Here is a 14,814-nt window from a genome sequence, read left to right as displayed (position 1 = left end):
TTGCTTGGAACGATCCAACGTCCGCTAGGGTGGACCCGTGCGTAGAGCCAAGATCGTCTGCACCATGGGTCCCGCGGTGAACACCCCCGAGCGGATCCGAGCCCTCGTCGACGCCGGGATGGACGTCGCCCGGCTCAACATGAGCCACGGGTCGTACGCCGACCACGAGGCGGTCTACCGGATGGTCCGCCAGGCCTCCGACGACTCGGGCCACGCGATCGGCATCTTCGCCGACCTGCAGGGCCCCAAGATCCGGCTCGAGACGTTCGCCGACGGCCCGCACAAGCTCAAGCGGGGTCAGCAGTTCACCATCACCACGCGTGACGTGCCGGGCGACGGCACCATCTGCGGCACCACCTACAAGGGCCTGCCCGGCGACGTCTCCGAGGGCGACCCGATCCTCATCGACGACGGCAAGGTGCGGCTGAAGGTCGTGTCGGTCGACGAGACCGACGTGGTGACCGAGGTCGTCGTGGCGGGCAAGGTCAGCAACAACAAGGGCATCAACCTGCCCGGCGTGGCCGTCTCCGTGCCGGCACTGTCGGAGAAGGACACCGAGGACCTGCGCTGGGCGCTGCGGATCGGTGTGGACTTCGTCGCCCTCAGCTTCGTCCGTCATGCCTCCGACGCCGAGGACGTCCGCGCGATCATGCGCGAGGAGGGCGTCTCGGTCCCGATCATCGCCAAGATCGAGAAGCCGCAGGCGCTGGAGAACATCGACGCGATCATCGACGCCTTCGACGGCATCATGGTCGCGCGCGGCGACCTCGGCGTGGAGTGCCCGCTCGAGGACGTCCCGGTCCACCAGAAGCTGCTCGTCGACAAGGCCCGCGCCAACGCCAAGCCCGCGATCGTCGCGACCCAGATGCTGGAGTCGATGATCTCCGCGCCGGCCCCGACGCGCGCCGAGGCCTCCGACGTCGCCAACGCCGTCCTCGACGGCGCCGACGCGGTCATGCTGTCGGGCGAGACGTCGGTCGGCGAGTACGCCGTCGAGGCCGTCGCCACGATGGCCCGCATCATCGCCTCGACCGAGGACCACGGCCTCTCCCACATGGCTGCCGTCACGTGGTCGCCCCGCACCCGCGGCGGCATCATCGCCAAGGCCGCAGCCGAGGTCGCCGAGTCGGTCGGCGCGAAGTACATCGTCGCCTTCACCGCCAGCGGCGACTCCGCGCGCCGCCTGGCCCGCTACCGCGGCAGGATCCCGGCGCTGGCCTTCACCACGACCGACCGGGTCCGCTCCCAGCTGTCGCTGACCTGGGGCATCGAGACCTTCAAGACCGGCGAGGTCGAGCACACCGACGAGATGGTGCGCCAGGTCGACGAGGCGCTGCTCGCCATCGGCCGGGTCAAGGAGGGCGACCTGGTCGTCCTGATCGCCGGCAGCCCGCCCGGGCTGCCCGGCTCGACCAACGCGATGCGCATCCACAAGATGGGCGACGCGATCAACGAGGTGGCCCCGGCCTACCGCCGGCGCTGACGAGTCCCGCTTCGAGCGGTGGCTGAGCCACGCTCTGCGCGCCCGGACCGTGGCTGGGACACCGCCCACGGGCGTGTCGGCGTACGGCGCGCGGGTGGGCGGTGGCTGAGCGACGTTCTGCGCGCCCGGAATGTGGCTGGGGCACCGCTCGTCGAGGTCTGACAGTGCCCCGGGTGAGATTCGAACTCACACTGAATGCTGTTTGAGAGCATCGCCTCTGCCGTTGGGCTACCGGGGCGGAATCGGCGTCGGAACCCTATCCGAACTAGCCTTGCGCCCGTGACCCAGCCCGCCGACGCCAGCACCGCCCCCGACGCCGTACGCCGCGTGGTGATCGCCGAGGACGAGGCGCTGATCCGGATGGACCTCGCCGAGATGCTCGGCGAGGAGGGCTACGAGGTCGTGGGCCAGGCCGCCGACGGCCAGCGTGCCATCGAGCTGGCCCGCGAGCTGCGGCCGGACCTGGTGATCCTCGACGTGAAGATGCCCCGGCTCGACGGCATCGCCGCCGCCGAGGTGATCGCGGGGGAGCGGATCGCACCCGTCGTCATCCTCACCGCCTTCTCCCAGCGCGACCTGGTGGCGCGCGCCCGGGACGCGGGCGCGATGGCCTACCTCGTCAAGCCGTTCCAGCGCGGCGACCTGGTGCCGGCCATCGAGATGGCCGTGAGCCGGTTCGCCGAGATCACGGTGCTCGAGAGCGAGGTGTCGGACCTGCAGGAGTCGCTGGCGACCCGCAAGTCGGTCGACCGGGCCAAGGGCGTCCTGCAGGAGCAGCTCGGCCTCAGCGAGCCCGACGCGTTCCGGTGGATCCAGAAGACCGCGATGGACCTGCGGCTGTCGATGCGCCAGGTCGCCGACGGCGTCGTCGAGCACGGGGTGGCCGGCCTCGGCGGTGCCACGCGCGGCTGAGCCGTTCGGAGCCGGGACGTTCCTCGAGCCGCCCGGTCGAGCCCGTTTTCCGCCGTTCGCTCCCGTTCCGCGACGATTCCACGGGTGTGACGCCGTGTTTCGGTTGCGTTTCCGGTACAGACCGGATGATCACGAAACGGCAACGGCACGCGATTCGGCGGCGTTATTCGTGTCCCACGCCACATTGCGGGTGTTAGGTTCCCGCCACGAGGCTGCCGAGGTGGACAGCCCATAGTGCTATGGAGGGATCCATGATCCGCTCGACCAGGACGTGGCAGGCTGTCGCGTTGACGGCGGTGGCCGGGCTGGCGCTCAGCGCCTGCGGCACGACCGACACCGACGGGGGCAGCGACGCCGACGGCGGCGACTGCAACTTCAAGATCGCGGCGATGGGCGCGCTGTCCGGCGCGAACGCCAGCATCGTCATCCCGTCGGTCGACGGCGCGGAGCTCGCGCTCGACCAGTGGGACAACGACGAGTGCGACGTGACCCTGCAGCGGTTCGACACCGAGGGTGACCCGGCCAAGGCGACCCCGGTCGCGACCCAGATCGCCGGCGACGACAACTTCATCGGCGTCATCGGTGGCGCGTTCTCCGGTGAGACCCGCGCGACCAAGACGATCTACCAGGACGGCGGCGTCCCGATGATCAGCCAGTCGGCCACCGCGACCGACCTCACCCAGGACGACCCGGTCGAGGTCTTCCACCGTCTCGTGCCCTACGACGACTACCAGGGTGCGGCCATCGGCAAGTACCTCCTCGACGAGGTCGGCGCCTCCAAGGTCTTCGTCGTCGACAACTCCGAGGCCTACGGCGAGCCCCTCGCGGACCGCGTCGAGGAGACCCTCGGCGACGCGATGGTGCAGCGCGACAAGACCGAGGTCGGCCAGACCGACTTCGCCCCGACCATCTCGAAGATGGAGTCGGCCCAGCCCGACGCGATCTTCTACGGCGGCTACATCGCCGAGGCCGCGCCGCTGCTCAAGCAGATCCGCGACGCGGGCATCGACGCCCCGTTCGTCGGTGGTGATGGTCTCTACGGTGCCGACTTCGGCAAGGCCGTCGGCGACGCCGGCGAGGGCGCGGTCGTGATGTGCCCCTGCGCCCCGATCGAGGCCGACAGCACCTTCGCCGCCGACTTCGAGGAGAAGTTCGGCGGAGCTCCCGGCGCCTACGCCGCCGAGGGCTACGACGCGATGAACGTCTTCCTGGCCGCGCTCGACGACGGTGCCCGCACCCGCGAGGACGTCCTGGCGTTCGTCAACGACTACACCGGTGACGGCCTCAGCAAGTCGATCGCCTTCGACGAGAACGGCGACGTTCCCGCCGACCAGGTCTCCTACTGGGCCTACAAGAACGAGGGCGGCACGCTGACGCCCGAGGTCGAGGTCAAGCCCGAGGGCTGATCCAGCACCTGTTCGACCACCGCGGGGGCGGCCGAGACCGGCCGCCCCCGCTCCATGGCCCCACGGGGCCACGACTGGGAGGCCCTGAGTGGACTTCGACGCCCTGATCAGCGGGTTGGACCGTCACACCCTGGACGGCATCACCCGCGGGTCCATCTACGCGCTCGTCGCGCTCGGCTACACCATGGTGTACGGCGTGATGAAGCTGATCAACTTCGCCCACTCCGAGGTCTTCATGGTGGGCACCTGGACCGTGCTGGGCGTCTACACCGTGATCGGCGCGACCGCCGGCATGGGCCTGGGCACGGTCATCGCCGCCACGCTCCTCGCGCTGCTGGCCGCGATGCTCGCCTCGGCAGGCACCGCCCTCGCCGTCGAGCGCATCGCCTACCGCCCGCTGCGCAAGAAGGGCGCCCCGCCCCTCATCTTCCTGATCACCGGCATCGGCTGCTCGATGGTCCTCGTCGAGACCTTCGGCCAGGTGCTGCGCGCGATCTTCGGTCCGCCGTTCGGCCGCGTGACGGTCAACATCCCGTCGGTCCTCGAGACGAGGACGGTCTTCACCATCCCGGGCCTCGACCTCGCGGTCAGCAACACCCGGATCCTGATCATCGTCGGCGCCGTCGTGATGATGGTCGCCCTCGACACGTTCGTGAACAAGAGCCGCCTCGGTCGCGGCGTCCGCGCCGTCGCGCAGGACCCCGACACCGCGTCGCTCATGGGCGTCAACCAGGAGCGCGTGATCATGCTGGTCTTCGTGCTCGGCGGTGCGATGGCCGGCGTGGCCGCGCTGCTCTACACCGTCCAGTACGACATCACGAAGTTCGACATCGGCTTCATCATCGGGCTCAAGGCCTTCACGGCCGCCGTGCTCGGCGGCATCGGCAACCTCCGGGGCGCCCTCGTGGGTGGGCTGTTCCTCGGCATCGTCGAGGTCTACGCCTCGGCGGTCTGGGACTCCAGCTGGACCAACGTCTACGCGTTCGTGGTCCTCGTGGTGATCCTGATGTTCCGTCCGACCGGCCTGCTCGGTGAGTCCCTCGGAAAGGCACGCGCATGAGCCAGATCGCAGCCGCCTACCGCGGCCTCCGGATCCGCGACCGGTGGGACAGCGCCCCGAAGCCGCTCCACTGGCTGGCGACCCTGCTCGTGGTCGCCTTCGCGTTCTACCTGCCCTACCTCAACATCCTGCCGTTCGCCTACATCCGCACCGACCTCACCTCGAGCGGCTCGGACTGGGCGAGCGTGCTGTTCCTCGTCGTCGTCTACATGATCGTGGCGGTCGGCCTCAACGTCGTGATCGGCCTGGCCGGCCTGCTCGACCTCGGCTACGTCGGCTTCTACGCCCTCGGCGCCTACTCGATCGCGCTGTTCGGCTCGACCGAGTCGCCGGTCGTCCAGGCGATGCAGAGCAAGTTCGGGCTGTCGGAGGAGTGGGCGGTGCCGTTCGCGGCCTGCATCCCGATCGCCATCTGCATGTCGCTGGTCGCAGGCGTCTTCCTCGGGGCGCCGACGCTGCGCCTGCGCGGTGACTACCTCGCGATCGTGACGCTCGGCTTCGGCGAGATCATCCGCATCACCGCGCGCAACCTCGACGACGTGACCGGCGGCGCCAAGGGCATCATCAACGTGCCCACGCCTCCCGGCCCGGAGATCGACGGTCGCGCGTTCTTCAACACGATCGACGCCGAGCGCTGGTACTGGCTGGCGCTGTCGATCCTCATCCTCATCATCTGGCTGGCGCGCCGCCTGGAGAACAGCCGGGTCGGTCGCGCGTGGCTCGCCATCCGCGAGGACGAGGACGCGGCCGCGGTCATGGGCGTCGCCGGCTTCAAGTTCAAGCTGTGGGCGTTCGCCATCGGCGCCACCCTGGGCGGCCTGGCCGGCCTGTTGTTCGGCTCGAAGCAGCAGTACGTCGAGCCCAACGCGTTCATGGTGCAGCTGTCGTTCCTCTTCGTCGCCATGGTCGTCATCGGCGGCTCCGGCAACATCTACGGCGCCCTGCTCGGTGCGTTCCTGCTCACCTACCTCCCCGAGCGCTTCCGCGAGTTCGTCGACTGGCGGCCCTTCGCCTTCGGCGTCGCGCTGGTGTTGGTGATGATCCTGCGTCCGCAGGGGCTGGTGCCCAGCAGACGCAGGGCGAGGGAGTTCGAGGATCGACGCCACGAGGCGGAGGAGGCTGCGGCCGATGTCTGAGCAGAGCCAGACGACGATCGAGGGCGCCGAGGTGCTGCCCGACACGTCCGACCACGACCAGATCGCGATCGAGACCTCGGGAGAGGTGGGGGAGACCCTGCTCGAGGTCGACCACGTCACCCTGCGCTTCGGCGGTGTCGTCGCGCTCAACGACGTGAACTTCCAGATCCGCCGCGGCGAGATCCTGGGCCTGATCGGGCCCAACGGTGCGGGCAAGACGACGTGCTTCAACGCGATGACCGGCGTCTACACCCCCACCGAGGGCAAGATCCGGTTCAAGGGCAAGGAGATCGCCGGCACCAAGCCGCACAAGATCAACCACCTCGGCATCGCCCGTACGTTCCAGAACATCCGGCTCTTCCCCGAGATGTCGGCGATGGAGAACGTGATGGTGGGATGCGACGCCCGCCACCGCTCCAGCGTGCCCGGCGTGCTGTTCCGCCTCTACCGGGTCCGCCCGTCGGAGGAGGAGCTGCCGGAGGGCGGTCTGCGGCGCTCGCTGGCGAAGGTGTTCGGCATCAGCCGGCACACCCTCGAGGAGCGGGCCGGTCGCCGGCGCTCGATGGAGCTGCTGCGCTTCGTCGGCATCGCCGACCGGGCCCACGAGCTGGCGCGCAACCTGCCCTACGGCTACCAGCGTCGGCTGGAGATCGCCCGCGCGCTCGCCACCGAGCCCGAGCTGATCTGCCTCGACGAGCCGGCAGCCGGCTTCAACCCGGCGGAGAAGGAGGACCTGATGGGCCTCATCCGCCGGATCCGCGACCTGGGGCACACGGTCCTGGTGATCGAGCACGACATGAAGCTGGTCCTCGGCGTGACCGACCGCATCGTGGTGCTCGAGTTCGGCCAGAAGATCGCCGAGGGCACCCCCGACGAGGTCGCCCGCAACCCGAAGGTCATCGCCGCCTACCTGGGAGAGCCCGACGATGCTGCTTGAGATGAAGGACGCCGTCCTCAACTACGGCAAGATCCAGGCCCTCCACGGCATCACCGTGGAGGTCAACGAGGGCGAGGTCGTCTCGCTGATCGGTGCCAACGGCGCCGGGAAGACCTCGACGATGCGCGCGCTCTCCGGCGTGCGCGGGCTCGCGGCGGGCTCGGTCGTGTTCAACGGCGAGGACGTCACGAAGCTGCGCGCCGACCAGCGGCTGCGCAAGGGCCTGGTGCTGTGCCCGGAGGGCCGCGGGATCTTCCCCGGCATGACGGTCACCGAGAACCTCAACATGGGCGCCTACACCCGCAAGGACAAGGCGGCCATCGACGAGGACTACGACCGGGTGTTCGGTCTCTTCCCGCGGCTGCTCGAGCGCAAGAAGCAGGTCGCCGGCACGATGTCGGGTGGTGAGCAGCAGATGCTCGCCATCGGGCGCGCGCTGATGTCGCGGCCCAAGCTGCTCATGCTCGACGAGCCGTCGATGGGCCTGGCGCCGATGCTGATCCAGCAGATCTTCGACATCATCACCGAGATCTCGCAGCAGGGCACCACGATCCTGGTGGTGGAGCAGAACGCCAAGCAGGCGCTCTCGCGCAGCGACCGGGCCTACGTCCTCGAGACCGGCAACATCGTGAAGTCGGGCACGGGTGCCGACCTCCTCGACGATCCGTCGGTGCGGGAGGCCTACCTCGGCGTAGCCTGAGGGGGACGCGGGCGCTATCCTCGCCCGCGTGTGTGGCGCCGGGACAGGCCGGTGGGGGGCCACGTGGTCGAGTGCATGGATGGTGGGTCGATGAGTCGGACGCCGGTGACCGTACGCGCGGCAGGCCCCGGGGACGTGGCCTCGCTGCGTGAGCTGTGGAGCGACATCCTGCGCCGCGGCGGGCTCGACGAGCAGCTCGCCGACGTGGGCCGGATCGTCGCGACGGCGGCCGAGCGCGACGACCAGTGGGTCGCGGTGGCCGAGGTCGACGGCGAGGTCGCCGGCGCGGTCTTCCTCGAGGCCACGACGTTCACCCCGCTCAACCTCGAGCCGGCCGTGCTCGCCGTCTCGCCCCACGTCCTCCCGCAGTTCCGCCGCAAGGGCGTGGGCAGCGCGCTGATGGAGGCGGCCTGCCGCTTCGCCGAGCAGCACGGCATCACCCACATCCAGACCGCCGCGGCCGCGGAGGCGCGCGACGCGAACCGGTTCATGGCGCGGCTCTCCTTCGCGCCCCAGGCGATGCTGCGCGCGGCCACGACGAGCGCGGTGCGCGCCCGACTGCCGAAGGCGCGCCAGGCGACGCCGGCGGCGAGCAGCAAGCAGCGCATCGACCGCGTCCTCGCCGCCCGCCGGGTGCGGCGCGGGGAGCGCGTCGCCGGCTGACCCGGCCGTCGTGCCGGGTCAGGCGCCGGGTGCGTCGATCAGGGCGCAGGTGATCCGCGAGGTGCACACCCGCTTGCCACGCTCGTCGGTGATGACGATCTCGTAGGACGTGCTGCTGCGCCCGAGGTGCACCGCCGTGGCCACCCCGGTCACGAGGCCGGACGTCGCCGACCGGTGGTGGGTGGCGTTGATGTCGACGCCCACCGCCACCTTGTGCGGGTAGGCGTGGATCGCCGACCCGATCGACCCGAGCGTCTCGGCCAGCACGACCGAGGCGCCGCCGTGCAGCAGCCCGAACGGCTGGGTGTTGCCCTCCACCGGCATCGTGGCCACGACCCGCTCGGCCGAGACCTCGACGAGCTCGACGCCCATCTTGTCGTTGAGCCGGCCGTTGCCCTCGGGCAGGAAGGCGATCAGCTCCTCGACGGTGAGGTCGGCGAGGGACTCGGGGCGGGACGCGGACGTGTCGGTCATGGCGCCATTGTGTCGCGCCGGGTGTCGCGCGGGGGAGCGGGGCTGCGCGCGGTCGGTGTCGGAGGAGGCCGCTAGAGTCGCCGGGTGCCCGAGACGAGCGAGCCCACCACCGACGAGTCCCGCCCCCGCCTCCTGCTGCTGGACGGCCACTCCCTGGCCTACCGGGCGTTCTTCGCCCTCCCGGTGGAGAACTTCGCCACCGCGACGGGCCAGCACACCAACGCCGTCTACGGCTTCACCTCGATGCTGGTCAACGTGCTGCGCGACGAGGTCCCGACCCACGTCGCGGTCGCCTTCGACCGCTCGCGCCAGACCTTCCGGCTCGAGCAGTACTCCGACTACAAGGCCAAGCGGAACAAGACGCCCGACGAGTTCAGCAGCCAGCTGCCGCTGATCCGTCGGATGCTCGACGCGCTGTCGATCCGCCACCTCGACCTCGCCGGCTACGAGGCCGACGACATCATCGCCACCCTCGTCACCGAGGCCCTGGCCGAGGGGATGGAGGTGCTGGTCCTCACCGGCGACCGCGACTCCATCCAGCTCGTCACCGAGAGCTCGACCGTGCTCTACCCGATGCAGGGCGTCAGCAACCTCGCGCGGCTCACGCCGCAGGCGGTCGAGGAGAAGTACGGCGTGCCCCCGCACCGTTATCCCGAGCTTGCCGCGATCGTCGGCGAGACCTCCGACAACCTGCCCGGCGTCCCGGGCGTCGGCCCCGGCTTCGCTGCGCGCTGGATCAACCAGTACGACGGCCTCGACAACGTGATCGCCCGCGCGGACGAGATCACCGGCAAGAAGGGCGAGGCGCTGCGCGAGCACCTCGGCGACGTCATCCGCAACCGCCAGCTCAACGCGCTGGTGCGCGACCTGCCGCTCGACCTCCACCCCCGTGACCTCGGGCGTCAGCCGTGGGACCGCACGGTCGGCCTCGAGCTGCTCGACGAGCTGGAGTTCCGCGGCGAGCTGCGCACCCGCCTGCTCGACACGATCGACCCCGAGCCCGACGGCGCCGTGGAGGCCGAGTCGGGCTTCGAGCTCGACGGCCGCCGGCTCGCCGCCGGCGAGGTCGGGGCGTGGCTCGAGGAGCACGCGCCGGCGGGCGTACGCGTCGGTGTGGCCGTCGGCGGCACCTGGCGGGCCGGGACCGGCGAGGTGCACTCCCTCTCCGTCGCGACCGCGTCGGGCGACGCCGCCTGGATCGACGCGGCCGACCTCGGTCCCGACGACGACGCCGCCGTGGCCGCCTGGCTCGCCGACCCCGCGCGCCCCAAGGCGCTGCACGACGCCAACGGCCCGAGCCTCGCCCTGGCCGCCCGCGGCTGGGAGCTCGAGGGCCTCGAGGTCGACACCGCCCTCGCGGCCTACCTGGTCCAGCCCGACCAGCGCTCCTACGACCTCGCCGACCTCACCCTGCGCTACCTCAAGCGCGAGCTGCGCCAGGACACCGCCGACGCCGACCAGCTCACCTTCGACGCGCTCGACGACACGACCGCCAGCGACGCCGCGATGCTGACCGCGCGGGCCGTGCTCGACCTGGCCGACGCCCTCGACGGTGCGGTCGAGGAGCACGGTGGCACCGCGCTGCTGCGCGACGTCGAGCTCCCGCTGATCGCCACCCTGGTGCGGATGGAGCAGACCGGCATCGCCGTCGACACCGACTACCTCGAGGGCCTGGAGGCCGAGTTCGGCGAGCAGGTGCGCGCCGCGGCCGAGGACGCGTACTCCGTGATCGGCAAGGAGATCAACCTCGGCTCGCCCAAGCAGCTGCAGGTCGTGCTCTTCGACGAGCTCGACATGCCGAAGACCAAGCGCACCAAGACCGGCTGGACGACCGACGCCGATGCGCTGCAGCAGCTGTTCGAGAAGACCGAGCACCCGTTCCTCCAGCACCTGCTGCGCCACCGCGACGTGATCCGGCTGCGGCAGACCGTGGAGGGGCTGCTCAAGACCGTCGCCTCCGACGGGCGCATCCACACCACCTACAACCAGATCATCGCCGCGACCGGCCGGCTCTCCAGCACCGACCCGAACCTGCAGAACATCCCGATCCGCACCGAGGCCGGCCGCCGGATCCGCGAGGGCTTCGTGGTCGGTGAGGGCTACGAGTCGCTGATGACGGCCGACTACAGCCAGGTCGAGATGCGGATCATGGCCCACCTGTCCGAGGACGAGCTCCTGATCGAGGCGTTCCGCTCCGGCCAGGACTTCCACTCCATCACCGCCGCCCGCGTCTTCGGGGTCGCCGCCGAGGACGTCTCGGTCGAGCAGCGCGCCAAGATCAAGGCGATGAACTACGGCCTCGCCTACGGGCTGTCCGCCTTTGGGCTCTCCCAGCAGCTGCGGATCAGCACCGGCGAGGCGGCCGGGTTGATGGAGGAGTACTTCCAGACCTTCGGCGGCGTGCGCGACTACCTCGGCGGGATCGTCGACGAGGCGCGTCGCTCCAGCTTCACCGAGACCATCCTCGGGCGTCGCCGCTACCTGCCCGACCTCACCAGCGACAACCGCCAGCGTCGCGAGACCGCCGAGCGGATGGCCCTCAACGCGCCGATCCAGGGTTCCGCGGCCGACCTGGTGAAGGTCGCGATGCTGGGCGTCGAGCGGGCGCTGCGCGAGGAGGGCCTGCGCTCGCGGATGCTGCTGCAGGTCCACGACGAGCTCGTGCTCGAGGTCGCGCCCGGTGAGGCCGAGGCGCTCGCCGCGCTGGTCCGCACCGAGATGGGCGGCGCCGCCGACCTCGCGGTGCCGCTCGACGTCTCAGTCGGCGTGGGGCGCAGCTGGCACGACGCCGCCCACTGACCGGTCGGGCTCCGTGCCCGCGCGGTCCGCGCGGAGGCTGGCGACGACGAGGACACCGGTCAGCGCCGTCGTCACCGCGATCATCACGGTGAGCAGCTGCGTCGGGGTGGTCGTGGCGGCCCCTGCTGCCACGGCGGCGACGAGGGCGACCCAGACGAGCAGGATCGATCGGCGCCCCTCGCGGGCGAGCGTGGCGTAGACCAGGAGCTGGGTCACCGAGAGCAGGGTGCCGAGCACGGCGAAGAGCCAGAGGTGGCCCTCGACCGCGCGCAGCTTCCCGCTGTCGAGCACGTCGGCGGCGACCCCGGCGAGCAGCACCACGCCGGTCGTGCAGACGGCGCCCAGCGCCAGGATCGCTGTGGTGCCGCGCAGGACGGCCCGTCGCCGCTGCGTCGCGGTGGCCAGCGACGGGAACATCACGATCACCACGAACTGGGGCAGGTAGAGCATGATCTTGGCGACCAGCAGGCCGACGGCGTAGAGCCCCGAGTCGTGGTCGTCGAGGACGTGCCGGGCGACCACGATGTCGACGTTGGCCAGCGCGAAGAAGGCCAGCAGCGCCTGGGCGCTGTGGAGCGCCTCGCCCACCACCTCACGTGCGCGTGGCGCCCGCGCCGGCGCCGTGCTGTCGGCGTGGACCCGCGGCCGGCGCAGCACCCACCAGCCGAGCACGACCGGCGCGATGTAGCCCAGCCCGCTGCCGAACAGCGCGATGCTCTCGGTCGGGTGCCACCACAGCACCGCCAGCCCGAGGATCCGCGGGACGCCGGCCAGGACGTAGACCCACGACAGCTCGGCCCACCGCTTCTCGCCCTGGAGGATGCCGACGTGGGCACCCATCAGCGTGGTTGGCACGGCGAGGGCCGACAGGACGATCGCCGGCACGACCGAGTCGAGCTGGAGCAGCCAGGTCACGGCGGGGGACAGCACCAGCAGCGCCGCCCCTACAGCCAGCGAGGTGGCGTAGGCGACGCGCAGGATCGAGGCCTCGACGGTCGCGACCGACGCCGGGTCGGCGACGATGCGACGGGCGGCGGTGGCCTGCAGCCCCATGTTGACGACCGAGACCACCATGAGCAGGTTGAGCAGGGCGAAGAACGCACCGTAGGACCCGGTGTCGAGGATCCCGGCCGCCACGATGGTGAACCCGAAGGTGCACACGTTCATCACGGCGGTGCCGACGACGATGCCGCCGGTGCCGGAGAGGAGGCCCCGCACGCGGGAGGTGCTCACCGGACCGGCACCGTGGCGGTGGTGGCCGTACGCCGTCCCGCCCACGAGCCCAGCAGGCCGAGGGCCAGCAGGAGGACCGCGTCGACGGCGGCGACGGTCGCCACCAGCTCGACGAGCGTCGTGGCCCGGAGACCGACCAGCACGGCCACGACCAGCGCGGCCCAGACGAGGACGACGGCGCGTCGCCCCTGGCGGGCGATCGCGGCGTAGACCTGGAGCTGGAGCATGGCGAGCACGGTGCCGAGGACCGCGAAGACCCACAGGGAGCCCTCGACCTCGGCGAACCTCTCGCCGCCGACGAAGACCATCGCGACGCCGGACAGCACCTTCGCCCCGGCGACCGCGACGACTCCCACCCCGCCGACCACCGCCAGGCTGCGCACGAGGGCGCGGTTGCGGCCGTCGGCCGTCGCCATGTCCGGGAAGGCGAGCACGACGACGAACTGGGGGAGGAACAGCATCACCTTGGTCACGATCAGGCCGGCGGCGTAGAGGCCGGCGTCGTGCTCGGTCAGGACCTGGCGGGCCAGGATGATGTCGACGCTCGAGAGCGCGTAGAAGGCCAGGAGCGCCTGCATGTTGTGGGCCGCCTCGACCAGCACGGCCCTCGCCGAGTGCTCGGTGTCGGGCGGGGTCGGTCCGGTGCGGCGCCCGCGCAGGACCCACCACCCGGCGGCCACCGGGAAGCAGAGCCCGACCACCACGCCGAGGAACGCACTGGTCGCGTCGGGACGCCAGACCACGATGCCGGTGCCGATGACCAGTCGAGGGAGACCGCTGGCCAGGTAGAACGCCGCGAGCGCACCCCAGCGCTTCTCGCCCTGGAGCACTCCCGCCTGCGCTCCGGCGAAGGTCAGCGGGACGGCGGCGAGGCCGACGAGCGCCGCGAGCACCGGGTCGTCGAGGTTGAGCAGCAGGCCGACGAGCGGCGAGGCGGCCAGCAGGACCACCCCGACGAGGACGGACACCTTCGCCCCGAGGGCGAGGACGACCCGCTCGATCGCGGCGACGTTCGCCCCGTCGACGGCGATCCGGCGCGCGGCGGCGGCCTGCAGGCCGTAGGCGACGACCTGCACCACGAGGGTCAGCCCGAGGCAGGCGACGAACGCGCCGTACTCCTTCGGGCCGACGAGCCGCGCGGTCACCATCGTGTAGCCGTAGGTCGCCACGTTCATCACGCTCGTGGCGACGGCGACCGCGCCGCCGTCGAAGGTGCGGCGCGTGGCTGCGCTGCTCGGGGCCGTCACGAACGGCATCCTAGGTTCACCGGACGGGTCCGCTCAGTAGGGGTCGGCGGTGTCGTCGTGCCCCAGCAGGCGGGCGAGCGGGCGCGCCCGCAGGCGCAGCAGCACCTTGACGACGAGGTTGCGGGCGAACCACGGCAGCTCGCGCAGGACACGTGCGCGGTCGGCGAGCCGGGGACGGCCGACCTCGAGGCGCGCGAGCGAGCCGGTGCGGGAGACGTAGCGGTGGCGGCTGCCGCCGACGGCGTCGCGCAGCACCGCGAGGGTGACGCCCAGCGACGAGAAGGCGTCGTGGACCAGCACCACGTCGCCCGGCTGGAGGAACCTGCTCCAGCGCAGGTCGTCGAGGCAGGACCACACGTCGTGCTTGCCGTCGACGTAGACCATCCGCACCGGCTCGTCCCACTGCTCGCGCGCCTGCCGGCTGGTGGTGACGCGGACGTCGACGTGCTCGGCGACCCCCGCTGCGGCGAGGTTGGCCCGGAGGCGTGCCTCGGTGTCGGGGCGGCCGTAGCGCCAGTCGCCCGGGAACGGGTCGATCGCCGTGACCGCGGCGCCCGAGGCGGCCAGCACGACCGTCGACCGGCCGAGGTGGCTCCCGATCTCGACCACGCGCGCGGGCGCGACCGCCCGCGCGGTGGCGTAGAGGTCGGCGGCCTGGGCCTCGGTGAGCCAGCCGGGCACCTGCTGCGCGGCCGCCCACGCAGCCTCGAGGTCGAGGACCGGCAGGGTCGGGTCTGGCACGTGCGTCCTCGTCGGGCGGGGTC

The 14,814-nt window shown here is 71.3% G+C and carries 13 protein-coding genes and 1 tRNA gene; 9 read left to right on the top strand and 5 right to left on the bottom strand.

All coding sequences use genetic code 11. The annotated features are described in order from the left end of the window. Positions 1-37 precede the first annotated feature (37 nt). Positions 38-1,483, top strand: coding sequence for a pyruvate kinase (pyk, locus tag KDN32_RS10795; protein WP_211731964.1), 1,446 nt, complete (start codon positions 38-40; stop codon positions 1,481-1,483). 165 nt (positions 1,484-1,648) lie between these two features. On the opposite strand, the gene KDN32_RS10790 is transcribed toward pyk, so the two are convergent. Next, a tRNA-Leu gene (locus KDN32_RS10790) sits at positions 1,649-1,721 on the bottom strand. Positions 1,722-1,762: 41 nt separating this feature from the next. Here KDN32_RS10790 and KDN32_RS10785 point away from each other — a divergent pair. From KDN32_RS10785 to KDN32_RS10755, 7 genes are all read left to right on the top strand, one after another. Continuing rightward, entirely contained in the window at positions 1,763-2,395 is a 633-nt protein-coding gene (locus KDN32_RS10785) for an ANTAR domain-containing response regulator (RefSeq protein WP_307853946.1), read from the top strand. Between the two features lie 251 nt (positions 2,396-2,646). Continuing rightward, positions 2,647-3,801, top strand: coding sequence for a branched-chain amino acid ABC transporter substrate-binding protein (locus KDN32_RS10780; RefSeq protein ID WP_211731963.1), 1,155 nt, complete (start codon positions 2,647-2,649; stop codon positions 3,799-3,801). Positions 3,802-3,889: 88 nt separating this feature from the next. Beyond that, positions 3,890-4,861, top strand: a complete 972-nt coding sequence (locus KDN32_RS10775; RefSeq protein ID WP_307853944.1) for a branched-chain amino acid ABC transporter permease — start codon at positions 3,890-3,892, stop codon at positions 4,859-4,861. Continuing rightward, complete coding sequence (locus KDN32_RS10770; RefSeq protein ID WP_249216407.1) at positions 4,858-5,997, top strand: branched-chain amino acid ABC transporter permease; 1,140 nt, start codon at positions 4,858-4,860, stop codon at positions 5,995-5,997. Before KDN32_RS10775 ends, KDN32_RS10770 begins: the two co-directional genes overlap by 4 nt. Further along, a complete protein-coding gene (locus KDN32_RS10765; protein ID WP_211731962.1) occupies positions 5,990-6,934 on the top strand; it encodes an ABC transporter ATP-binding protein in 945 nt (314 codons plus the stop codon). The genes KDN32_RS10770 and KDN32_RS10765 overlap by 8 nt, the downstream gene beginning before the upstream one ends. Then, positions 6,924-7,634 (top strand): ABC transporter ATP-binding protein, encoded by a 711-nt coding sequence (locus KDN32_RS10760; RefSeq protein WP_211731961.1) that lies wholly within the window; start codon positions 6,924-6,926, stop codon positions 7,632-7,634. Before KDN32_RS10765 ends, KDN32_RS10760 begins: the two co-directional genes overlap by 11 nt. Positions 7,635-7,724: 90 nt before the next feature. Continuing rightward, the gene (locus tag KDN32_RS10755; protein WP_211731960.1) at positions 7,725-8,297 is read left to right on the top strand and encodes a GNAT family N-acetyltransferase; all 573 of its coding nucleotides are present in this window, start codon (positions 7,725-7,727) and stop codon (positions 8,295-8,297) included. 18 nt (positions 8,298-8,315) lie between these two features. Here KDN32_RS10755 and KDN32_RS10750 read toward each other — a convergent pair whose 3' ends face one another. Next, positions 8,316-8,771 (bottom strand): hotdog fold thioesterase, encoded by a 456-nt coding sequence (locus KDN32_RS10750; RefSeq protein ID WP_211731959.1) that lies wholly within the window; start codon positions 8,769-8,771, stop codon positions 8,316-8,318. An 84-nt stretch (positions 8,772-8,855) separates the two neighbouring features. Between KDN32_RS10750 and polA the strand changes: the two genes are divergently transcribed. After that, on the top strand, positions 8,856-11,570 hold the full coding sequence (polA, locus tag KDN32_RS10745; protein WP_211731958.1) for a DNA polymerase I: 2,715 nt from the start codon (positions 8,856-8,858) through the stop codon (positions 11,568-11,570). On the opposite strand, the gene KDN32_RS10740 is transcribed toward polA, so the two are convergent. From KDN32_RS10740 to KDN32_RS10730, 3 genes are read right to left on the bottom strand one after another with little or no spacing between them, the layout of a single operon-like run. Further along, positions 11,529-12,803, bottom strand: coding sequence for a lipopolysaccharide biosynthesis protein (locus KDN32_RS10740; protein ID WP_211731957.1), 1,275 nt, complete (start codon positions 12,801-12,803; stop codon positions 11,529-11,531). The two genes, polA and KDN32_RS10740, sit on opposite strands and share 42 nt — an antisense overlap. After that, entirely contained in the window at positions 12,800-14,059 is a 1,260-nt protein-coding gene (locus tag KDN32_RS10735; protein WP_211731956.1) for an oligosaccharide flippase family protein, read from the bottom strand. Before KDN32_RS10735 ends, KDN32_RS10740 begins: the two co-directional genes overlap by 4 nt. A 24-nt stretch (positions 14,060-14,083) precedes the next feature. Then, a complete protein-coding gene (locus KDN32_RS10730; RefSeq protein ID WP_211731955.1) occupies positions 14,084-14,791 on the bottom strand; it encodes a class I SAM-dependent methyltransferase in 708 nt (235 codons plus the stop codon). Positions 14,792-14,814: the final 23 nt, after the last annotated feature.

The organism is Nocardioides palaemonis (genome assembly GCF_018275325.1).
GTDB classification, from domain to species: domain Bacteria; phylum Actinomycetota; class Actinomycetes; order Propionibacteriales; family Nocardioidaceae; genus Nocardioides; species Nocardioides palaemonis.
This window is presented reverse-complemented; position numbering and strand designations above follow the sequence as displayed.

Coding starts and splice junctions, on each gene's coding strand:
- KDN32_RS10755 (WP_211731960.1), top strand. CDS start 7,725: ATGAGTCGGACGCCGGTGACCGTACGCGCGGCAGGCCCCGGGGACGTG.
- KDN32_RS10735 (WP_211731956.1), bottom strand. CDS start 14,059: ATGCCGTTCGTGACGGCCCCGAGCAGCGCAGCCACGCGCCGCACCTTC.
- KDN32_RS10770 (WP_249216407.1), top strand. CDS start 4,858: ATGAGCCAGATCGCAGCCGCCTACCGCGGCCTCCGGATCCGCGACCGG.
- KDN32_RS10750 (WP_211731959.1), bottom strand. CDS start 8,771: ATGACCGACACGTCCGCGTCCCGCCCCGAGTCCCTCGCCGACCTCACC.
- KDN32_RS10760 (WP_211731961.1), top strand. CDS start 6,924: ATGCTGCTTGAGATGAAGGACGCCGTCCTCAACTACGGCAAGATCCAG.
- KDN32_RS10780 (WP_211731963.1), top strand. CDS start 2,647: ATGATCCGCTCGACCAGGACGTGGCAGGCTGTCGCGTTGACGGCGGTG.
- KDN32_RS10765 (WP_211731962.1), top strand. CDS start 5,990: ATGTCTGAGCAGAGCCAGACGACGATCGAGGGCGCCGAGGTGCTGCCC.